General features: G+C 73.0%; 19 protein-coding genes and 1 pseudogene. 8 read left to right on the top strand and 12 right to left on the bottom strand.

The features are described 5' to 3' along the window. Positions 1-22: 22 nt before the first annotated feature. The 8 genes and pseudogenes from ACXYMW_RS02410 to qhpG form a co-directional block, all read right to left on the bottom strand. A pseudogene (locus ACXYMW_RS02410) lies at positions 23-1722 on the bottom strand (AMP-binding protein). A gap of 113 nt (positions 1723-1835) precedes the next feature. Next, on the bottom strand, positions 1836-2498 hold the full coding sequence (locus tag ACXYMW_RS02405) for a hypothetical protein (protein WP_459033691.1): 663 nt from the start codon (positions 2496-2498) through the stop codon (positions 1836-1838). Further along, the gene (locus ACXYMW_RS02400; protein WP_459033690.1) at positions 2495-4303 is read right to left on the bottom strand and encodes an ABC transporter transmembrane domain-containing protein; all 1809 of its coding nucleotides are present in this window, start codon (positions 4301-4303) and stop codon (positions 2495-2497) included. Before ACXYMW_RS02400 ends, ACXYMW_RS02405 begins: the two co-directional genes overlap by 4 nt. 16 nt (positions 4304-4319) lie before the next feature. Continuing rightward, positions 4320-5405, bottom strand: a complete 1086-nt coding sequence (gene peaD, locus ACXYMW_RS02395; protein ID WP_459033689.1) for a quinohemoprotein amine dehydrogenase subunit beta — start codon at positions 5403-5405, stop codon at positions 4320-4322. Positions 5406-5416: 11 nt separating this feature from the next. Beyond that, a complete protein-coding gene (gene qhpC, locus ACXYMW_RS02390; RefSeq protein WP_459033688.1) occupies positions 5417-5740 on the bottom strand; it encodes a quinohemoprotein amine dehydrogenase subunit gamma in 324 nt (107 codons plus the stop codon). Next, positions 5737-7161 (bottom strand): quinohemoprotein amine dehydrogenase maturation protein, encoded by a 1425-nt coding sequence (peaB, locus tag ACXYMW_RS02385; protein WP_459033687.1) that lies wholly within the window; start codon positions 7159-7161, stop codon positions 5737-5739. Before peaB ends, qhpC begins: the two co-directional genes overlap by 4 nt. A gap of 26 nt (positions 7162-7187) precedes the next feature. Continuing rightward, positions 7188-8732 (bottom strand): quinohemoprotein amine dehydrogenase subunit alpha, encoded by a 1545-nt coding sequence (peaA, locus tag ACXYMW_RS02380; RefSeq protein WP_459033686.1) that lies wholly within the window; start codon positions 8730-8732, stop codon positions 7188-7190. Continuing rightward, complete coding sequence (qhpG, locus tag ACXYMW_RS02375) at positions 8708-10063, bottom strand: flavin-dependent monooxygenase QhpG (protein ID WP_459033685.1); 1356 nt, start codon at positions 10061-10063, stop codon at positions 8708-8710. The genes peaA and qhpG overlap by 25 nt, the downstream gene beginning before the upstream one ends. A gap of 154 nt (positions 10064-10217) precedes the next feature. Between qhpG and qhpR the strand changes: the two genes are divergently transcribed. Next, positions 10218-11234, top strand: a complete 1017-nt coding sequence (gene qhpR, locus ACXYMW_RS02370) for an AraC-like transcriptional regulator QhpR (protein WP_459033684.1) — start codon at positions 10218-10220, stop codon at positions 11232-11234. 132 nt (positions 11235-11366) lie between these two features. Here the strand turns inward: qhpR and ACXYMW_RS02365 are convergent, their stop codons facing one another. Then, positions 11367-12305 (bottom strand): LysR family transcriptional regulator, encoded by a 939-nt coding sequence (locus ACXYMW_RS02365; protein WP_459033683.1) that lies wholly within the window; start codon positions 12303-12305, stop codon positions 11367-11369. 109 nt (positions 12306-12414) lie between these two features. Between ACXYMW_RS02365 and ACXYMW_RS02360 the strand changes: the two genes are divergently transcribed. The 3 genes from ACXYMW_RS02360 (at position 12415) to ACXYMW_RS02350 (ending at position 15668) form a co-directional block, all read left to right on the top strand. Further along, positions 12415-13578, top strand: a complete 1164-nt coding sequence (locus tag ACXYMW_RS02360; protein ID WP_459033682.1) for an acyl-CoA dehydrogenase family protein — start codon at positions 12415-12417, stop codon at positions 13576-13578. 139 nt (positions 13579-13717) lie between these two features. Continuing rightward, a complete protein-coding gene (locus ACXYMW_RS02355) occupies positions 13718-14836 on the top strand; it encodes a CaiB/BaiF CoA transferase family protein (RefSeq protein ID WP_459033681.1) in 1119 nt (372 codons plus the stop codon). After that, positions 14826-15668: an HTD2 family dehydratase gene (locus ACXYMW_RS02350; RefSeq protein WP_459033680.1), complete on the top strand. Its 843-nt coding sequence runs from the start codon at positions 14826-14828 to the stop codon at positions 15666-15668. Before ACXYMW_RS02355 ends, ACXYMW_RS02350 begins: the two co-directional genes overlap by 11 nt. Positions 15669-15802: 134 nt before the next feature. On the opposite strand, the gene ACXYMW_RS02345 is transcribed toward ACXYMW_RS02350, so the two are convergent. After that, entirely contained in the window at positions 15803-16486 is a 684-nt protein-coding gene (locus ACXYMW_RS02345) for a winged helix-turn-helix transcriptional regulator (RefSeq protein WP_459033679.1), read from the bottom strand. A gap of 68 nt (positions 16487-16554) precedes the next feature. Here ACXYMW_RS02345 and ACXYMW_RS02340 point away from each other — a divergent pair, with 68 nt between their 5' ends. From ACXYMW_RS02340 to ACXYMW_RS02330, 3 genes are all read left to right on the top strand, one after another. Further along, a complete protein-coding gene (locus ACXYMW_RS02340; RefSeq protein ID WP_459033678.1) occupies positions 16555-16986 on the top strand; it encodes a VOC family protein in 432 nt (143 codons plus the stop codon). A 101-nt stretch (positions 16987-17087) separates the two neighbouring features. Further along, positions 17088-17453 (top strand): DUF1428 domain-containing protein, encoded by a 366-nt coding sequence (locus ACXYMW_RS02335; protein ID WP_459033677.1) that lies wholly within the window; start codon positions 17088-17090, stop codon positions 17451-17453. Between the two features lie 28 nt (positions 17454-17481). Continuing rightward, positions 17482-17970: a VOC family protein gene (locus tag ACXYMW_RS02330; RefSeq protein ID WP_459033676.1), complete on the top strand. Its 489-nt coding sequence runs from the start codon at positions 17482-17484 to the stop codon at positions 17968-17970. Between the two features lie 60 nt (positions 17971-18030). Here ACXYMW_RS02330 and ACXYMW_RS02325 read toward each other — a convergent pair whose 3' ends face one another. Further along, on the bottom strand, positions 18031-19302 hold the full coding sequence (locus tag ACXYMW_RS02325) for an MFS transporter (protein ID WP_459033675.1): 1272 nt from the start codon (positions 19300-19302) through the stop codon (positions 18031-18033). A gap of 192 nt (positions 19303-19494) precedes the next feature. Here ACXYMW_RS02325 and ACXYMW_RS02320 point away from each other — a divergent pair, with 192 nt between their 5' ends. Beyond that, positions 19495-20055, top strand: coding sequence for a hypothetical protein (locus ACXYMW_RS02320; protein WP_459033674.1), 561 nt, complete (start codon positions 19495-19497; stop codon positions 20053-20055). Positions 20056-20086: 31 nt separating this feature from the next. Here ACXYMW_RS02320 and ACXYMW_RS02315 read toward each other — a convergent pair whose 3' ends face one another. Further along, on the bottom strand, positions 20087-21367 hold the full coding sequence (locus ACXYMW_RS02315) for a TRAP transporter large permease (RefSeq protein WP_459033673.1): 1281 nt from the start codon (positions 21365-21367) through the stop codon (positions 20087-20089). Position 21368 lies beyond the last annotated feature (1 nt).

The raw sequence follows: 21368 nt of genomic DNA, 5'->3' as shown, positions 1-21368 counted from the left end.
TCCGGCCACCCCGGGGATCGCCTCACCCGGCGCCGTTCTCCGCGGTCTCGCGCTGCATCGCTTCGCGCATGAGAAACTTCTGCGGCTTGCCGGTCACCGTCATCGGCAGGCTCGCGACGATGCGGACGTGCTGCGGCACCTTGAAATGCGCGATCTGCCCGCGGCACATCTGTCGCACCGCCTCCGCGTCGAGCGTGGCGCCGCGCTTCGGCACGATCCAGGCGCAGACCCGTTCGCCCAGCCGGTCGTCGGGGATGCCGAAGACCTGCGCGTCCGAGATGCCTGGGCAGGTCAGCAGGAACTCCTCGATCTCGCGCGGATAGATGTTTTCGCCGCCGCGGATGATCATGTCCTTGGAGCGGCCGACGATGGTGCAGAACCCCTCCGCATCCAGGACGCCGAGATCGCCGGTGCGCATCCAGCCGCCAACGATGGCGGCATCGGTCGCCGGGGCATCGTTCCAGTAGCCCTGCATCACCGAATAGCCGCGCACCTCGAGCTCGCCGCGCGTGCCCACCGGCACCACCCGGCCCTCGGCATCGGTGATCCGCACCTCGAGATGCGGGTGCACGCGGCCGACCGTCTCGCAGCGCTTGTCGATGGGGTCGTCGGTGAAGCTCTGGAAGGAGACCGGCGAGGTCTCGGTCATGCCGTAGCAGATCGTCACCTCGGCCATGTTCATGCGGGTGTTGACCTGCCGCATGACCTCGATCGGGCAGGTGGCGCCGGCCATGATGCCGGTGCGCAGGCTGGCGAGATCGCGGGGCGCGGAATCGAGCTCGCCCAGCATCGCCACGAACATCGTCGGCACGCCGTAGAGCGCGGTGCCGCGCTCGGCCGCCACCGCGTCGAGCGTCGTCGCTGGGTCGAATCCCTCGTCCGGAAACACCATCGCCGCGCCTTTGGAGACCGCGCCCAGGACGCCCATCACCATGCCGAAGCAATGGTAGAGCGGCACCGGGATCACCAGCCGGTCGGACGCGGTCAGACGGATCCGGTCGGTGACGAAGCGGGCATTGTTGACGATGTTGGCATGGGTCAGGGTGGCGCCCTTGGGCTTGCCGGTGGTGCCCGAGGTGAACTGGATGTTGATCGCGTCGTCGGGATCGAGGCTGGCGGTGATCCGGTCCAGCGCCGCCTTTTCGACCCCGTTTCCGCCCGCTGTCATCGCGGCGAAGGACAGCGCGCCGGCGCCGGGGGCGTCGTCCATCCCACCACGTGGCGCAGCGCGGGGAGCTGGGCGCTGCGCTGGCCGCCGGGCGGCGTGGTCGCCAGCTCGGGGACCAGTTCGCGGATCATGCCGAGGTAGTCGGAGCTCTTGAAGCGGCGCGCGGCGACCAGCACCGAACAGCCGACCTTCTCCAGCGCGTAGGCCAGCTCCGAGACCCGGTAGGCCGGGTTGATGTTGACGAGGATGGCGCCGATCCGCGCCGTGGCGAACTGCGTCAGCACCCATTCCGGGCGGTTCGGGGACCAGATGCCGACCCGGTCGCCGGGCGTGACGCCGAGGGCCAGCAGCCCCGCCGCCACCTCGTCCACCGCGCGGGCAAAGGCGGCGTAGTCCAGCCGCAGGCCGGCGGCGGGAAACACCACAGCGTCGCGCTGGCCATGTGCGGCCACCGCACGGGCCAGCAGCGCCGGGATGGTGATGTGTTCGAGCGGCCGGTCGCGCGGGCCGGCCACCTGGCTCAGCCCGTCGGCGGGGGCGGTCCTGTCGGTCATGTCTGTCCTCCTCCTCAGATGCGCGGCCCGTCCCTCCGGGCGCGCGATGTCGTGTCGTCCAGCCGGCCTGCGCGTGCAAACCGCCCCGGCGGGGTCCCGCCGAGGCGCGGCGTTCAGGCGCCGCCGGCGAGGCTCCGGGCGGGCGGGGGCATCCCGCCGCGCCGTTCGCGGCCGCGATGGGCCGGCGGGCGGCGGGGGCGGTCGCCGGGCGGCGCCCCGTCGGCCATGAGCAGGCCGGTGAAATGCGCCGCGGCGCGACTGGCGCCGACGACAGCCGCGCCCGGCACGCCGGGGCAGGCGCCGAACCGGGCATTCGGCGTCTCCAGCAGGCTCCAGTCGGCGGGGCCGCAGCGGGCGTCGCCCTGCACCGAGAGCACGCCGGCAAACGCCGCCGGCCAGACCGCGGCACCGCGCGCCGGGGCCGAGGCGACGATGCCGATGCCGGCGGCCTGCGCCCGCGCCACCGCCCGGGCCAGCCGCCTTTCGGGCCGGGCGAGGCCGAAGGAGCAGTGGATCACCGCCACCCGCGCCGCCAGCGCCCGCTCGAAGCTCGCGATCACCGCGCCGAGGCCGGTGGCCAGGGGGCCGGGAAACACCGTTAGGCCGACGATCTCCACGCCGGGCGCCGCGGCGCGGATCGCTTTCGCCAGCTCCCTGGCGTGGGTCGCGGCGGGGCTGGTGGCGGCCTCGGTCACGACGGCGCAGAAGTCGTGCCGAGCGACCAGCCCGGGCAGGTCCCGGGGCAGCGGTCCGTCGATCAGCGCGACGCGGCTCATGCCCGGCCACCGCCGAGATCGAGCACGCGCTCGGCCGGGCGCGCGGCGGCATCGGGGCGGTGATCGGTGCGGATCCGCGTGACCCCGGGCAGCGCCGCGTCGAGATGGTCGAGGAGGCGCGCTGCGGTGGCCGGGTCGACCTCGGAAAGCGCCTCGTCGAGGATCAGCAGCCGGACCGGGCGCAGCAGGACGCGCAGAAGGCAGATGCGCTGCCGCTCGCCGCCCGACAGGGTCAGGCCGTTCTCTCCCAGCACCGCGTCGAGCGCGCCGGGGCCGGCGAAGCGCCGGGCGAGGCCGAAGGCCTCGAGATGGCCGGCGAGCGCGGCCTCGGCACCCGGGCGGTCCCAGAAGCCCTCCGGCGCGAAGAGGTTGTCGCGCAGGTTGGCGCGCAGGATCAGCGGCCGCTGGCCGACCAGGGCCACGCCCGCGGGCAGGGCGCCCGCGCCGGCCGCGGTGGAGACCTCGACGCCGCCCAGCGTGATCCGCCCGGCCGCGGGCCGCGCGCGCCCGGCGAGCACGCCGAGCAGGGTGGTCTTGCCGGCGCCGCTCGGCCCGGTGACGGCGAGCCGCGCGCCCTCCGGGAGCGACAGGGTGATCGGCCCCAGCCGGGCGCCGCCGGGCAGCGCGACCTCCACCCGGTCGAGCGTGAGCGCATGGCCGCGGGGCGCGGCCGCGGGGGTGGCGCGGGGCGGGCAGGGGGCGTCCATCACCGCGTCGAGCCGGGCCAGCGCCACCCGCACCCGTGCCTGCGCGTGCCAGAGTCCGAGCAGTGCCTGCATCGGCCCGGTCATGACGCCGAGATAGGCGATGAAGGCGATCAGCGAGCCCAGCGGCCAGTCGCCCCGGATCACCATCAGCCCGCCGGCGACGAAGATGCCCGAGCGCAGCAGCGCGGTCAGGATCGCCGGCACCGCGCGGGTCACCTCGGCCCACTGGAACTGCGCCACGAGGCCGCGATTGAGCCGGGCGTGGTCGGACGCGGCACGGGCCTCGACAAAGCCGGTGCCGCGCGCCGCCTGCAGCGCCGCCATGCCGAACACCGCCTCGGCCAGCCCGGCGGCGTAGCGACCCTGCGCGGCGCGCGCGGTCTCGGCCATGCGCTCGGTGCGCGGCCGGGCCCAGGCGAGAAACAGCAGCTCGCAGGGGGCCAGCAGCGCCGCGGCGAGGCCGAGGCGCCATTCCAGCACCATCAGCATGGCCGTGCCGCCGACCAGCCGCACCGCCGAGGAGACGCCGCCGAGCACGCCGTTGAAGGCGAATTTCTGCACCTCGCCGGCATCGCCGTCGATCCGCGCCATGACCTCCCCGGTGCGCTGGCCGGCGAACCAGGCCGGCGGCTTGACGGCCAGCGCCGAGACCAGCGCGGCGCGCAGGTCGGCCAGCATGCGCACCGAGGCGCGCATGTGCAGGATGCCCGACAGCGCGCCGAGCCCGGTCGCCGCCAGCCCGACGGCGAAGAGCGCCGCGGCCCAGTGCACCAGCGCTGCCGGGTCGCCGGCCATCAGCCCGCGGTCGATCACCAGCTTGCTGAGATAGGGCGGGGCGAGGCCGATCAGCGCCGCCGCCAGCCCGAGCGCCAGCAGCAGGCCGAGCCGCGGCAGGTGCGGACGCAGCAGCGGGCCGATCCAGCGCGCGGCGCCGGGGGTCAGGCAGGCGGCGGTGGGGAGGAAACGGGGAGGGGAGACGAGGGGCGGGGGCCCCCCCCCCCCACCCCCGGGATATTTCGGCTCAGAAGAAGAGGGGCGCGGGAAGATCTGGGGGGGCGGCAGGTCCGCGGGACCTGCCCCGGTGTCGGAGAGGGTCATCGCGGCGCCGCCCTTGTCACTGCGGGATCACCTGCAGGGTGGCCACCGACATGTCGCCGCCCGAGGGGATCCGGATCTCGCCCACCCGCTCCAGCGTCTGGCTGTCGTAGATGCCGATATCCTCGTTGGTGCCGGCGACGTAGATCTCGCGCCCGTCGGAGGAGACGTTGATGACGTAGTAGGTGTGCGGCAGGTCGACCCGCTTCACCAGCTCTTGCGTCTCGAGGTCGTGCTTGGAGAGCTGGGTGTAGACGCCGTAGAGGTAGCGCGGGTCGGTGGCCGAACGCACGCCGGAGAACATCAGCACCTCGAAGCTGGCGAAATCGGCGATCTCGGTCTCGCCGGTGGCCAGATCCACGCTCTGGTAGCCCCAGACGAAATCCGCCATCTCGGTCCGGCTCTCGTCGGTGAAGACCGGGGCGGTGTACATCAGCATGAACTCGTCGTTCTGCGATCCCGTCGGCCAGAAGGCGAGCACGTCGGGGCCGCCATAGGTCGGCCGGTCCCAGCTGGCATTGGCGATGGCGATCTCGGTGGCGCCGGTTTCGGGGTCGATGCGCAACACGTCGTGGCCGGCGAGGTAGACGTCGCCGTTCGCGTCCGCCGCCATCAGGGTGCCGCGGCGCGGCGCGGGGAAGCTGCGCAGGGGCTCGGCGTCGAGCCCGGCGGCGGTGTCGTAGACCGCGAATTCGGGCGCCATGACCTCGTAGCGGTCGGCCAGCATGCGCACCGGGTTGCGCACGGTGTAGAGCTCGCGCCCGTCCCGCGACACCGCGAGCGAGGCGATCGAGCGGCGCGTCACGTCGCCCGTCGACTGGCGGGCGAAGAACACCTGCTCGCAGGTGGCGATGTCGATGCCCACCACGTCCTGCCAGCGGTTCACCAGCATGTAGGCGATGGCGTTGTCGGGCGACATCACGGTGACGCCGGGCACCACGTTGAGCCCGAGATCGCAATCCTGCTTCAGGGTCCGGGTCGCGGCGTCGAAGACGTAGAGGTTGCCGGGGCGGGCCGGGGTCACCAGCAGGTCGCCGGCTTGGGCCGGGGCGGCGGCGGCGAGGGCCGGCAGGGCCAGCGCCAGCGCGGGAAATAGGCGTCTCATCGGGCGCTCCTTCAGGTTTCGGCGTCTTTGGGATAGCCGGTGCCGAGCGCGCGCCAGTCGCGCGCGGCGTTGGGCGCGGAGGCGTCCCAGTCGGGGTGGCTGACCATGATGTCGGGCACCTGGGCCGGCCACCAGCAGGGGTCGGAACAGCCGTAGAGATCGGCCTCCATCGGCTGGCACAGGGCGGCGAGCCCGCCGAACGGGTCGACCTCCCAGCCGGGATCGAAGGTGGTGGCGCAGCCGGCGGTGACGGTCTGCATGGCGCGGACCTCGTCCATCCGGTCCTCGCCGGCGGCGGCGCGGACGCGCTCGGCCTTCTGGTTCAGCGGTTTCATTTTCCGAACGCCCTCCTCGGTGCGACATGGCGGTGAAAGAAATCCGGGCGGGTGGCGATCAGCTCGGCATAGATGCCGATGCCGAAATCGATCCAGTCGCGCATCAGATCGCAGTAGTGATAGGTCGGCATCATCGGGTCCGAGAAATGCGCGTAGCTCTCGTGGTAGCAGCCGCCCGCGCAGAGGTTGCGGATCCGGCAGGTGGCGCAGCCCTTCTCGGTGCGGTCGGACCGGTCGCGGATGAAGGCCGCCAGCTCCTTGCGCTTGATGCCCTGATCGACCGATCCGAATTGCTCCATGCCGGAGCCGGTGAAGCGGTGGCAGAGGTTGAGCCCGCCGTCGTGGTCGACCGCCAGCATGCCGACCCCGGCGCCGCAGGGCAGCGCCTTGGAACGGCCCTCGTAGAGGTCGGTCATCATCTGGTGCATGTTGGAATAGCCGATGTTGCGGCCCGCGCGGGCGGCGTCGAGATACATCCGGCCCAGCGTCTTCATGCCCTCGAAGACCTCCAGCAGCTCGTCGCCGTTGAGGTTGAAGGCGTCCATCTCGCCCGAGGTCACCGGCGAGAAGCCGACCTCGGCAAAGCCGATGTCATTCTTCAGGTGGTCCCAGATCTCGACGATCCGGGTGACCCCGGCGGTCAGCGTCACCCGCACGCCCACCGGCTTCGAGCGGTAGCGCCCGAGCAGCAGCCGGGCCTTGGCGGCGACGGTGTCGTAGGTGCCCTTGCCGCCGACCGTCTTGCGGTTGAGGTCGTGCAGCGCCTTCGGCCCGTCCATCGACACGGTGAGCCCGAAGCGGTGGGCGTCGAGCCAGTCGATGACCTCCTCGTTGAGCAGCGTGGCATTGGTGGTCAGGCTGAAATTCACCGCCTTGCCGAGGGCCGCGAAATGCGGCTCGGCCCAGTCCACCACCTGCCGGATCAGCGGCAGGTTCGAGAGCGGCTCGCCGCCGAAGAAGACGATGTTGTAGCTGTCGCGGTCGGGGTTCTCGGCGAGCAGCAGCTCGACCGATTTCACCGCCGTGTCGAAGGCCATCTTGCGGCCCTTCGACGGGATCGCGAGATCCTCCTTGTAGCAGTAGGAGCAGGCCAGGTTGCAGCCGGTATTGACGTTGAGCACCACGGTGGTCAGCGGAAAGGTCTCGAGCTCGATCGGCGGCCGCTCCGGGCGCAGCGGCCGGCCGTCATTGACGATGTCGAGCCGCACCAGCTCGTCGAGCCGGGCCGCCGCCTCGGCGGCGGCGAAGCGGGCGTCGAACTCGGCATGGTCGAAGGCGCGGGCCTCGGCAGCGTAGTCGAGGATCGCCCGGTCCATGGCGTCGATCTCGAAGATCGAGGTGGTGGGGACGTGGAACAGCATTTCCCGTCCCGCCACCGCCACGCGGTGGGCATTGGCCGGCTGGTAGTGGAAATCCTTCATGGTCTGGCTCTCCTGTCCGGGTCCGCTCAGCGGATCGGGGGGTCGATGAAGCGCTGCACGGTGACGATGAGCTGGGCCTCGGCGCTGTGGCCCAGGGCCTCGGCGATCACCGTGAGCTCGCCGGCATTGTTGGCGCTGAACGGGCGTTCCGGGTTGGGTCCCGCGACGGCGGGCTCGAAGATACCGTCCGGCCCCATCGCGCCGGCATGGCGGGTGTCCTGCATCTTCTCGGCGTGCGCGTGGAGGTTCTCGACCCGCCACGCGGCGTCGATGCGGCCGATGCGGATGTCGTCCTCGGTGCCGGCTTCGCCGTCGGGGCCGTTCCAGAGGCCGTAGGCGGCGAACTGCGCCGGCACCGTGCCGGGCCCGACCTCGGAGCCGCCGCCGACGCGGGCGATGGTGAAGGCGGGCTCGACCACCAGCGCGTCGATGCTGGCGTAATGCGCGACGCGGGTCTCGGCGGCGCCGGCGGTGACCGTTACGGTGCCGTTGCCCTCGGCCTCGAAGGTGAGCCGGGCGCCGTGGGGATTGGCGGCGATCTGGCCCGCGGCGCTCTCGGCGGCGTCGAGCCCGGCGCCCACCACCTGCACCTCGGCGGCGCCGGCGGGCACGGCGGAGGGCACGGTGCCGAGGATCATCGGCGCGCCGTCCGCCCGGGCCGCGGTCAGCGGCGCGCCGAGGCTGTCATTGTCGTGCAGGAACTGGCGCCCGGCGAGCGCGCTGCCATCCTCCGACAGCGCCAGCACCTGCCGGTAGGCGGTGCCGCCGATGTCGAGATTGGCGCGCCATTCGTAGCCGGTATAGAGGTTCATCTCGCCCGAGACCTCGTGGCGTGTGCCGTCGGCGGTGACCACCTCGCCGGTCACCGCGTAGGGCGAGGCCTCGCCGCTGATGCTGAGCGCGCCATAGGCCTCGCCGCCCTCGGGCAACGCGGTCAGCAAGACCCAGTCGCCGGTGACCGCGGGGCGCTCGGCGGCGCGCCATTCGGCCCAGGCCTCGGTCTCGAGCGGCCGGGTCTCGGCCAGCCACGGCGCGATCTCCTCGCGGGCGATGCGGTACCATTCGCGGTCGCGGCCGAGCGCCTGATATTCGATGGTCGGGAACTGGCCGACATGGAAGTCCATGTGCAGCAACCATTCCTCGGCGCTGCGGTTCTGCAGCAGCGCCCGGGCGCCGGTATGGCAGCGCGCGCACATCGCGGCGAAGGGCTCGTCGAAAGCCTCCACCGCATGCGGCACCTTCTCCAGCGCGTAGCGGTAGGGCGCGGCCTCGGAGGGGGCGAGGCCCTGGGTGTCGGCAAGGTACTGGACGATGGCGCGGCGGTCCCCGGGGCTGACCGAGAGGCCGTGGAACTGCTCCATCCGAACCACCGTCATCATCCAGCCCTCGGGCGTCTTGCGCTGGCCCTCCATACGGCTCAACCCGCCGCCGTCGGTGGCGCTATGGCAGCCGCCGCAGGTCTCGGTCAGCAGGGCGCGGCCGGGATCGTCCTCCTCCTGCGCCGCCGCCGTCGCGGCCAGGCTTACCGTCGTCAACAGCGCCGCGGTCAGGCGCTCGGGTCGTGTCCGCATGGCAGGGTCCCCCTGTCGGATTGGTCCGTGATCTCGAAACCGGCGCCGAGGCCGCGCGCGGCCAGCCAGCGATGCAGCCGCGCCGCGGTCTCGGGCGGGCGGTCGGGCAGGATGTCAGCGCCGAAGCGCGCAGGCTCGGGCAGCGGGCGGCCGGCCAGCCGGCGGAGCACCGGGGCAAGGTCGATGCCGGCCACGAAGGCGGCGCCGCCGGGCTCCTGCGCGCTGACCAGCACCTCGCGGCGGGTCAGCCGGCCCGCGGCCACCACCACCCGGCGGACCAGCCGCGGGCGGGCCGGCGCGTCATGCGCGGGCGCGTCGGCGGGCCAGCCGGCGCGGGCGGTCCAGAATGGCGTGGTGCCGCCCACCTCGCGGTAGAAGTCGCGGCCGATGCGGGCCTGCCGGCGCGCCGTCTCGACCACGCGGGCGGTGTAGAACTCGGCCGCCAGATCGTCCTCGCCGCGGTCCAGCGCGGCGAGGATCGGCGGCAGCATCAGCGCCGAGGAGACCGCCCAGAACAGTCCGTGCCCGGAGAGCGGGTCGAGCGCCATGGCGGCATCGCCGAGGCGCAGGCAGCGCGCGTCGAAGCGCGGCGCGGTGAGCCGCGGCGCGATGTCGTGGCAGAGCGCCGGCTCGGGCAGCGGCGGCGCCCCGGCGCCCAGCACACTGGCCCAGAGCGCGGCATGGGCGGCGCGGCCGCGATGACCGGCAGCCAGCCGCGCATCGCCCACCGCCTGCATCCAGGTGCGGCCCTCCCCGGCGTCGATGGCCCAGGTCCAGCCCTCGGGCCGCGCCTCAAGCCGCGCTCCGCAGACGGGCCAGAGCGCCGCGGGCACCCAGCCCGCCACCGCCAGCGTCGCCGGTGCCGGAGCGGCGCGGGTCCCGCGGCGCGCGGGCCAGGAGGCGCGGCGGCCGCGGGCCTCGACCAGCCGGGCGGCGCGCAGCACCCTGCCATCGGCCAGGGTCAGCCGCCCGGCCGCGGGGTCGAGCGCCGCGACGGGGGCGGCGAACAGCGTCGCACCGGCATCTTCCGCGGCGCGGCGCAGCCCTTCATCGAAGGTGGCGCGCGCCACCGCGTGCTCGACATTGCGGGCGCCGCGCTCGTCGCCCCAGCGCACCTGCCGCTGGCGGGCCGGCCCGACGCCCTCCGCCGGCAGGCCGAGACCCTCCAGCACCTGCACGAGGCGGGGCGCCATCCCCTCGACGCGACCCGGCCCGGCGCCGCCGGCGACCAGCGCCACGCGCCGCCCGCCGCGCGCCAGGAGCGTCGCCGCCACCGCCCCGGCGGGGCCGGCGCCGGCGATCGCGACATCATATGCAAGCTCGGTGTCCATGATCCGGCAAGCATGCCGGGGCAGGGGGGGCCGTGTGACCGACATTTCCGGACCGGAAACACGACAATTCCGGACAAACTTCGCGCCGGGGCGCCGGAACGCTCACCGGAAGCGGCGATTCCGCGCTAGGATCGCCGCAGCCGTGGAGAGCCGCATGCCAGCCGCCTATGACCCGTTGATCGCCGCCTCGACCCTCGCCGATCCGCTCCGCGCGGTGACCCTGCTCGGCGGCGACGTGGCGGCGCTGTGCCGCAAGTCCGGCATCCCGGCCGGCGGCGCGGCGGGCGGCGACCGCATCAGCCTGCGCACCTTCGTGTCGTTCTGCGAACACGCCGCCGAGGATCTGCGGATGCCGGATTTCGGCTGGCGGGTCGGCGGGGTCTTCGACCTGCGCAACCTCGGCGCGGTGGGCGAGAGCATCCTGGCCGCGCCGACGCTGGGCGCCGGGCTGACCCTGTTCCGCACCGCCTTCGCCTGCGTGCAGTCGGATTCGGAGCTGCGCTTCCGGGTCGAGGGCGACGAGGCGCGGCTGGAATACCGCATCCTCGATCTCGCCATCTGGCCGCGCCGCCAGGACGCCGAGCTGACGCTTGCGGTGCTGCACGCGCTGGTGCGCCGCGCCTCGGGGGACGGCTGGCAGGCCCGGATGCTGAGCGTCGAGCATGCCGACACGGCGCTGACCGCCCCCGGCGTGGCGCCGGGCGCCACGGTGCGGGCGCGGGCGCCGATCAACGGCTTCGTGTTCCCGGCCCGCCTGCTCGGCGCGCCGCTGGCCCGCGGCGCCAGCCCGGGCTTCCGCCACGCGGTGCAGACCCATGTCCGCAGCGCCCTGCGCGAGGCGCAGGAGGCACCGGTGGCGGTGCAGGTCCGGCGCGCGCTGATCCGCAGATTCGGTGCGGGCGCGCCGAACCAGACCGAGGTGGCGGCGGCCCTGGGCATGTCGCGGCGCACGCTGCGGCGGCGCCTGGCGGACGAGGGCCTGCGCTTCTCGACCGTGCTGGCGGAATGCCGGATGGAGGTCGCGCGCCGGATCCTCGAGGAAGGCCGCGCCGATGTCCGCGACGTGGCCCAGCACCTGGGATATTCCGAGGTCTCGGCCTTCGAACGCGCCTTCAAGAAGGTCGTGGGCGAGACCCCGGCGCGGTATCGCGGCCGACACGCTGTGGCCTGAATGCCCGGCCCGGCGGGGCTGGCCGCCCTCGGCTGCGCCGCGGGCGATCCCGTCCCGGGACCCCGGAGCGGGCCGCGCATCTTGGGCGCCGCGAGGCCCCTTTGGGCGTGCGGGCGCCGCGCCCCGGCCGCGTCAGCCGGGCGGCCGGGCGCCGGCCCAGTGTCCGGAGGCCACGAGATCGCGCGCGGTCTGCCGCAGCAGGTCGCGCACGACCTCCTGCGCCCGGGTCATGGCGCGGCCGGTCGGCGTCATCAGCGCGGCGCTGCGCCAGAGCCCGGGCGCGGCGAGGGCGGTGACGGCGAGGGCGCCGCGCCGGGCCTCCGCGCGCACCGAGTGCCGCGGCAGGATCGAGGCGCCGTGCCCGGCCGCCACCAGCTGCTTGATCGCGGCGTAGCTGTCGACCTCGATCGCCACCTCGGCGCGGATGCCGCGCGCCGCGAAGGCGCGGTCGATCAGCCCCCGGAGCCCGTGCGCGGGGCTCGGCAGCACCATCGGCCGTCCGGCCAGGTCGGCGAGATCGGCCGCTTCCGGCAGCGCCGCGCCGGGCGCGTCGAGCAGCGCCAGTTCCTCCTCCAGCAGCGGCTCGGCGGCGAGGCCGGGCGCCGGGCTCTGGCCGTAGAGCACCGCGAGGTCGACCCGGCCCTCGGCCAGCCAGTCAGCGACGAAGCCGCTCATCGCCTCGGCCACGGTCAGCGTGATGCGCGGATAGCGGGCGCGGGCGGCCTCGATCAGCGGCAGGGCGAGGATCTCGCCGATGGTGCCGGGCAGGCCGATGCGCACCGCGCCGGCAGGATCGCTCTCGAGGCTGCGGACCTCCTCCTCGGTGCGGGCGATGTCGTCGAGGATGGTGCGGGCCCGGAGCGCCAGCAGCGCGCCGGCCTCGGTCGGCGTCACGCCGGCCGAGCTGCGGATCAGCAGGCGGGTGCCGAGTCGTTCCTCGAGGGTCCGGAGCGCCAGCGACAGCGCCGGCTGCGCGACGTTGAGGCTGCCCGCTGCGCGGGTGATCGAGGCTTGCGCGACGATTTCCGCGAAGTAGCGCAGGAGCCGGGTGTCGAGCGGGCGGGGATCCATGGCGGGCGCGTCCGGGCATATGGTTTCGGTATGGTATCCATCGTGAGGATATATTTGCGGCATGGCGGCGCAAGCTGGTAATCCGGGGGCAATCCAGAGGAGAGAGGCCATGCGCGACGCCGCCCCCGACGAGTTCCAGGACATCCGCGACGGCGTGCGGGCGCTCTGCGCCGAGTTTCCCGACGCCTATCACCGCCGGATCGACGAAAAGCGCGCCTATCCCGAGGCCTTCGTCGACGCCCTGACCCGCGCCGGCTGGATGGCGGCGCTGATCCCCGAGCAATATGGCGGCTCCGGCCTCGGCCTCACCGAGGCTTCGGTGATCATGGAGGAGATCAACCGCCAGGGCGGCAATTCCGGCGCCTGCCACGGCCAGATGTACAACATGAACACGCTGGTGCGGCACGGATCGGAGCGCCAGAAGCGGGAGATCCTGCCCAAGCTCGCCACCGGCGAGCTGCGGCTGCAATCGATGGGCGTGACCGAGCCCACCACCGGCACCGACACCACCCAGCTCAAGACCACCGCGGTGAAGAAGGACGGCCGCTGGGTGATCAACGGCCAGAAGGTCTGGATCAGCCGGGTGCAGCATTCCGACCTGATGATCCTGCTGGCCCGCACCACGCCGCTCTCGGAGGTCGCGAAGAAGTCCGACGGGCTGTCGATCTTCCTCGTCGACGTCAAGGACGCCATGGCCAGGGGCATGAGCGTGAAGCCCATCGCCAACATGGTCAACCACGAGACCAACGAGCTGTTCTTCGACGATCTCGAGATCCCCGAGGAGAACCTGATCGGCGAGAAGGGCAAGGGGTTCAAGTACATCCTCACCGGGCTCAACGCCGAGCGCGCGCTGATCGCCGCGGAATGCATCGGCGACGGCTACTGGTTCACCGACCGGGTGACCCGCTACGTCTCCGAGCGCACCGTCTTCGGCCGGCCGATCGGCCAGAACCAAGGCGTGCAGTTCCCCATCGCCGAGGCCTATATCGAGGTCGAGGCGGCGAACCTGATGCGCTGGAAGGCCTGCGCGCTCTACGATGCCGGGCAGCCCTGCGGGGCCGAGGCCAACATGGCCAAGTACCTCGCCGCCAAGGCCTCCTGGGAGGCGGCCAATGCCTGCCTGCAATTCCATGGCGGCTTCGGCTTCGCCAATGAATACGACATCGAGCGCAAGTTCCGCGAGACCCGGCTCTACCAGGTGGCGCCGATCTCCACCAACCTGATCCTGAGCCATGTCGCCGAGCACGTGCTCGGGATGCCGCGGTCGTTCTGATGGACGGGGGGCGCCGGAGGGGGGGCGAGGGGCGCTGCCCCTCTTGCGCGGCGGGCGCCGCGCAATTCACCCCGGGATATTTCCGCTCAGAAGAAGCGCATGGCCGGGGGGCTGTTTCGGACAAGGAAGGGAGAGGGCGATGAGGTCGGGATTGCCGCTCGAGGGGCTGACCGTGGTGGCGGTGGAACAGGCGGTGGCGGCGCCCTTCGCCACCGCGCGGCTCGCCGATGCCGGGGCGCGGGTGATCAAGGTGGAGCGTCCCGAGGGCGATTTCGCCCGCGGCTACGACGCCGCCGCAGCCGGACAGTCGAGCTACTTCGTCTGGCTCAACCGCGGCAAGGAGAGCGTGGCGCTGGACCTCGCCACCGCGGCGGGGCGGGCGGCGCTGGCGGAGCTGATCGCCGGGGCCGATGTGCTGGTGGCGAACCTCAAGCCGGGGGCGCTCGACCGGCTGGGCTTCGCGCCGGAGCGGCTGCGGGCGGAGAACCCGCGGCTGATCACCTGCGCGATCACCGGCTACGGGCCGGGGCCCTTGGCGGGCGCCAAGGCCTATGACCTGCTGATCCAGGCCGAGGCCGGGCTGTGCTCGATCACCGGCGGGCCGGAGGAGCCGGCGCGGGTCGGCATCTCCATCGTCGACATCGCCACCGGCGCCACCGCCCATGCCGCGATCCTCGAGGCGCTGATCCGCCGCGGCGTGACCGGAAAGGGGGCCGCGATCGACATCGCCATGTTCGACGTGCTGGCCGACTGGCTGACCGTGCCGCTCTTGAACCACGAGGGCGGCACGCCGCCGCAGCGCGTCGGCCTCGCCCATCCCTCGATCGCGCCCTACGGGGCGTTCCGGCCGCGATCCGGCCCGCCGCTGCTGATCTCGGTGCAGAGCGACCGGGAATGGGCGGCGCTCTGCGCGGGCCTGCTGGGCGATGCGGCCCTGGCGCGCGATCCGCGCCTTGCCACCAACGTGGCGCGGGTCGAGAACCGCGCCGCGACCGACGCGCTGGTCGCCGCCGCCTTCGCGCGCCTCGACGCCGACGCGGCGCGAGCGGCGGTGGAGGCGGCGGGCATCGCCTGCGCCTCGGTCAACGACATGGGCGGGCTCTCGGCGCATCCGCAGCTCCGCCGGGTCACCGTGGAGACCCCGAACGGGCCGGTCAGCTACCCGGCCCCGGCGGCGGTCTTCGACGGCGCGGCGCGGGCCTGCGGCGCGGTGCCGGCGTTGCCCGCAACCCAGGGAGTGCCGGCCGATGCCGTTTGACATCGACCATCTGAGGGGCTGGATCGGCCGCAGCGAGACCCGCGACGACGTGCTGACGCCGGCGCTGGCGGAGCGTTTCGAGGCCACCTTCGGGCGCGACGCCGCGCCGGCGCCGGGCGATCCCGCGCCGCTGCTGATCCATCTCTGCATCGGCCTGCCGGCGGTGCCGGAGGCCGGGCTCTCGGCCGACGGGCACCCGAAGCGCGGCGGCTTCCTGCCGCCGGTGCCGCTGCCGCGGCGGATGTGGGCCGGCGGCGCCTTCACCTTCCACGCCGGCCTCAGGGTGGGTGCCGAGGTGCGGCGGGTCTCCACCATCCGCGACGTGGTGGCCAAGGCGGGCCGCAGCGGACCGCTGTGCTTCGTCACCGTCGATTACGAGATCCGGCAGGACGGCCGGCTGGCGATCGCCGAGCGCCACGACATCGTCTACCGCGGCCCCGAGCGGCCGGGGCCGCCGGCCGCCGCGGCGCCGGAACCGGCGCCGGAGGGCGCCGAGCGCCGCGTTCTGACCCCCACGCCGACGCTGCTCTTCCGCTACTCGGCGCTGACCTTCAACACCCATCGCATCCATTACGACGCGCCCTACGCGAAGGCCGAGGAGGGCTATCCCGGGCTCGTCGTGCACGGGCCGATGCAGGCGACGCTGCTCTGCCGGATGGCCGCCGAGCTGGCCGGGCGGCCGCCGGCGCGCTTTACCTTCCGCAGCCTCTCGCCGCTCTTCGACGACGCCCCGGTGACGCTCAACGCCGGCCCGCCCGAGGGCGGCACGCGCCGGCTCTGGACCGCGCGGCCCGGCGGGCCGGTGGCGATGCGGGCGGAGGCGGCGTGGTGATCTCGCGCTGGACCGGGCGCCCGACCGGGGCAGGGGAGGGCCCCCCGGGCACTGCATCCCGCGCGGGGCGCTGACGGCCGCGTCGGGGCGCAACCGGCCCGGCCCGCGGTCGAGGCGGGCCGCGGCAGGCGGGCTCAGCCGGTCTTCGCCGGGAGATTGAACAGCGCGATGAACCGCCGCGCGGTCTCCGCATCGCCGGTGACCCGAACCCCGGCCTCCGCCGCGGGGACGTCGCCGTAGAACAGCGCCGCGAGGGGCGGCGCGGCCGGCGCCGCGAAGCCGAGGTCGGGGGCGGGCGGTTTCCCGGCTTCGACCGGCAGGGCGCCGTCGGCGAGCCGCGCGGTGAACGCGGCGCTGCCGATGGCGAAGGACACTGTCAGGGTCAGGCCGCGCGCGGCCTCGACATCCAGCATGGTGCGCAGCGACAGCATGAACGAGACCGGCGACAGCGGCAGGGTCGGGTCGTGCAGCGGCGAGGCGGCGGCCCAGCGGCCGATCTCGAGAATGATCGGCTCGGCGGCGCGGCCCCACTCGGTCAGCCCGTAGAGCTGCGCCGGCGTCGGTTCGGGCGCGGTCCGGCGCTCCACCACGCCGCTGGCCTCCAGCCCCGACAGGCGTTCGGTCAGCACTTTGGCGCTGAGCCCCGGCAGGCTGGCGCGGAGATCGGTGAAGCGCCGCGGCCCGAACATCAGTTCGCGCACGATCAGCAGCGACCAGCGTTCGCCCAGCAATTCCAGCCCGAAGGCGGTGCCGCAGGCATCGCCGTACCAGCGGCCATGGGGGCTTTCCGCCTGTTCGGTTACTTTAAGTGATTTCATAGTTGCTTTTTGTAACTCACGGGGCGTAGCCTGTCCATATCGAACGGCGCGACTCGGGAGGTTCCGCAATGCCGAAGACGATCTTCATCAACCTGCCGGTCGCCGACCTGGCCCGGTCCACGGCCTTCTACGAGGCCATCGGCTTCGAGAAGAACCCGGCCTTCTCCGACGCGCAGGCCAGCGCCATGGTCTGGTCCGACGCCATCGTCGTGATGCTGCTCGACCATGCCTTCTACGCGACCTTCACCGAGAAGCGCATCATCGATGCAAGCAGCACCAGCGGCGCGCTGCTCTGCCTGACCTTCGACAGCCGCGCGGCGGTGGACGAGATCCACCGCAGGGCGGCCGCGGCCGGCGGGCGCGAGGCCCGGGCGATCGAGGACAAGGGCTTCATGTATGGCGGCGCCTTCGACGATCCCGACGGGCATGGCTGGGAGACCGTCTGGATGGACCCGGCGGCCGCCGGCGACGCCGCCGCGGACGCCGCCGCCGCGGGCTGACCGGCCGGCGCCGGACCGGGCGCTGTGCGTCGGGGCCGCCGGTCGGGATCGGCCGGGCGGGGCAGGGAGTGCCGACACAGTTTGTTCAAGGGAGACGTGACATGACCTACGTGGCCGGATTTCTGACCCCCGTCCCGAACGAGAACCGCGACGCCTATATCGCCAGCGCGCGCAAGGCCTGGCCGCTGTTCCGCGATTACGGGGCGCTGCAGATCATGGAGTGCTGGGGCGACGAGATCCCCGACGGCACGCAGACCGACTTCAAGCGGGCGGTGGCGCTCAAGGAGGGCGAGAGCGTCTGCTTCTCCTGGATGATCTGGCCCGACAAGGCGAGCTATGATCGCTGCGGCGCCAGCATGGATGCCGATCCGCGCTGGCAGGAGCTCGACATGCCCTTCGACGGCAAGCGCATGATGTGGGGCGGCTTCACCCCGGTCTACGAGGACAGCGCGCCGGGGGCGGCATGAGCCGCGGGCGGTGGCGGGGGACGCGGCCGTGACCGCGCCGAGGGCCGCAATCTTCCTGTGGTTCGACAGCGAGGCCGAGCAGGCGGCGGCATTCTACGCCGCCACGTTCCCGGACAGCGTCGTGCAGACCGTGCTGCGCGTCCCCGAGGGCGTGCCCGGCCTGCCGGCGGGCGGCGTGCAGCTGGTGGAGATGACGCTGCTCGGCCTGCCCTACGTGCTGCTCAATGCCGGGCCGGCGGTGCAGCCCAACGACGCCTATTCGCTGCAGGTCTACACCGAGGACCAGGCCGAGACCGACCGGCTCTGGGAGGCCATCACCGGCAATGGCGGCGCGCCGATCATGTGCGGCTGGTGCCGCGACCGCTGGGGCTTCCGCTGGCAGATCACCCCGCGCGCGCTGATGGCGGCGCTCTCCGATCCCGACCGCGCCGCCGCCGCCCGCGCCCAGGCCGCGATGATGGAGATGCAGAAGATCGACATCGCGCGGATCGAGGCGGCACGGCGCGGCGCCGCGTGACCCGGGCGGGCGGCCTGGACGGCCGGCCCGCGGTCCGTGCGGCGACCGCCGCGGGCGCGCTCAGGCCGGGGCGGGGTCCCGGCCGTCCGGTCCGCTGTCATCCTCTGCGGGCAGTTCCGGCATGTGCAGCTCGCCCTCGACCGGGGTCATGCTGACCGGCACGTAGGCGGTCTTCGCCTCCGGCTCGATGCCCTTGTTCACGATCAGCCGCAGCACCGCGAAGAGCACGATCACCGCCTGCGCGATGCCAAGCGTGATCAGGAAGCCGCGCGGGCCGAGCAGGTCCATCGCGGCGCCGCCGAGGAACGGCCCCGCCGCCGCGCCGATCCCCTGCATCAGCACGATGCCGCCGGAGGCCGCGAGCAGCGCCTCGGGCGGCGCGCGGTCGTTGATATGCGCCACGACCACGGAGATCGTCGGCAGCAGCAGCGCGCCCATCAGCGCGGCGATTGCCAGGGACACCGCGAAGCCCTGCACCGAAACCTGCGAGAGCAGCGCCATGGTCGCCGTCGCGGCCAGCGACAGGGCGATGCAGACCCAGCGCCGGTCGATCCGGTCCGAGGCGATGCCCACCGGGAATTGCAGCGCCAGCGCGCCGAAGGTCGCGGCCGCCATGATGTAGGCGATCTCGGAGGCGGTGAAGCCGATCCGCTGGGCGAAGACCGGCGCCAGGCCGAAAAAGGTGCCGAGCGTCGCGCCGGACATCGCCATGGCCACCGCGCCGAAGGGCGAGATCGACCAGAGCAGCCGGATCGAGGGCCGCTCCTGCGCGGTCTCCGAGACCGGAGCCCGGGCCTGGCTCAGCGCCGTCGGCACCAGCGCCAGCGACAGCCCGATGGAGACCGCGACGAAGAGCAGGAAACCGCGCGGGTCGGCGGCGTCGAGTAGCAGCTGGCCGACCACGCCCGCCATCATCCCGACCATTGCGTAGATGGCCAGGAGCCGGCCGCGTTCGCGGCTGTTCACCGAGGCGTTGAGCCAGGATTCGACGGCGATCAGCAGGCCGGCGAAGCAGAACCCGGTGACGCTGCGGATCACCACCCAGACCACCGGGTCGATCACCACCAGATGCATCAGCGTCGCCGCCGAGGCGACCGAGGCCAGGGCCGAGAACGTCCGGACATGGCCGACGCGTTCGATCAGGCGCCCGGCCAGCAGGGAGCCCGCGCTCATGCCGACGAAGAAGCCCGACATCACCAGCCCGGCGGCGGTGGCGCCGAAGCCTTCGAGATCGGCCCGCACGGCGAGCAGCGAGCCCTGAAGGCCGTTGCTCATCTGGAGCATGAAGTAACCGAGCAGGAGGGCGGAAAGGGTCAGGAGAGTCCGTGTCATCACCCGGCCAATGACCGCGCCCGCGGCCCGGTTCCTGATCCGCGTGCGGCGGCGGTCCGGCCGGGCGGGAACGTGCCGGGAATGCCCCTTCCGGCCCCTATGCGGCGCGCCATCGGCCTGCTGCACCGCCCCGCTGGACACGCGCGGCGGCAGCGGGGAAAAGGAGGCACCTGGAAGGAGCGCCCGACCGTCATGCTGCACCGCCTCCGACTTGCCGCGCTCGGCGCGCTGATGCTTCTCGCCGCCTGCGCCGCGGCCCCCGGGGACGGGCCGGAGCGGCCAGGCGACGTCGCCGCGCTGGCGCGGGCCATCTCGGCGCTCGGCCCGGGGGTCGATCGGGCGGAGGCCGCGCGGGCGGCGGAGATCGCGCAGGCCTATCCGCTGCACCTGGCCGAGGCGTGGCAGGTGACCGATCACCCGCTCGTCCACAATGCCAAGGTGCTGCACGGTCTGCGGGAGAAGGGCCTCTGCAACGACTGGACGGAGGCCATGCTCAGCCGGCTGGCGCGGGAGAACTTCCGGACGCTGTCGCTGCACTGGGCCAGTTCGCCGCCGGCCGGCTTCCGTGTCATCCACCATTCCGCGGTGATCAGCGCCCGCGGCGCCCCGCGCGAGGCGGGCCTCGTGCTCGACCCGTGGCGCCAGGGCGGGCCGCTCTTCTGGGCGCCCGTCGACGCGGATGCGCGCTACGATTGGGGCCCGCCGATCACCGCCGGACCGCCCGCGGACCGACCGGGCGCGCCGCCGGCATAGGCGCCGCGCGGCGCCGGCCTGCGCGGGCGGGTCACCCGAAGGCGAGGTCGGGCAGGAACAGCACGATCCCCGGCACGAAGAGCAGCAGCAGGATCAGCGCCAGGATCGCCAGCAGGAAGGGCGCGCTCTCGCGCACATAGGTGTCGATGGGCGTGTCGAGCAGCGAGCAGACGGTGAACATCGCCACGCCCACCGGCGGCGTCATCGAGCCCAGCGTCACCACGGTCATCATCAGGATGCCGAAATGCACCGGATCGACCCCGGCCGACTGCACCACCGGCACGAAGATCGGCGTCAGCAGGAGCACGAGGATGGTGGATTCGAACAGCAGCCCGGCCACGAAGAGGGCGGCGAGGATGACGCCGGCCACGGCCTGCGGATGGCTCAGCGTGTCGAGCAGCAGCCCGGCCACGTCCTGCGGCACCTGCAGGAAGATGATCGCGAAGCCGATCATGCCCGACATCAGGATGATCAGCATGATCAGGCCGATATCCGACAGGGCATGGCCGAAGGCGCGGCGCACCGCGTCGAAGCGCAGCACGCCGTGGGCGAAGCGGCCGACCAGCAGCGCGTAGACCACCGCGAAGGCGCCGACCTCGGAGGGGGTGAAGAGCCCGCCGCGGATCGACAGGATCAGCAGGACCGGAAACAGCAGCGCCCATTTGGCGTCCCAGGCGGCGCGGCCGAGCGCGCGCGCGGTGGGCGGCTCGGCCTCCTCCATGCGGTAGCCGCGGCGGCGCGCCACGAGGAAGGCCGCGACCATCAGGAAGACCATCATCAGCAGACCCGGCACGATCCCGGCAAGGAACAGCCGGCCGATCGAGACCTGCCCGACATAGCCGTAGAGGATCAGCCCGATCGAGGGCGGGATGGTGGCGGTGATCAGCGAGGACAGCGCGATCACCGCCGAAGTGTACCCCTTGGAATAGCCGTTCCGCAGCATCTGCGGACCCAGCACCCGGGCCTGCATCGCCGCATCGGCCACCGCCGAGCCCGAAACCCCGCCCATCAGCGTCGACAGGATGATCGAGACCTGCGCCAGACCGCCGGCCATCCAGCCCACCGCGACGCGGGAGAAGCGGAACAGCCGGTCGGTGATGGCGCTCTCGTTCATCAGGTGGCCGGCGAGCACGAAGAACGGCACCGCGAGCAGCGGGAAGCTCTGCGAGGCGGTGGCGATCTTCTGCACCCCGATCGACAGGGGCATCACGTCCGAGGTGAGGAAGAACACGAAGCCGGCGATGCCGATGGCGAAGGCCACCGGCGCGCCGAGCACCATCAGCAGCACGAAGGCGAGCGAGATCAGTCCCATG

Source organism: Roseivivax sp. CAU 1761, assembly GCF_054482755.1.
The sequence above is the reverse complement of the archived record's forward strand: the minus strand, read 5'-3'. Positions and strand labels throughout refer to the sequence as shown.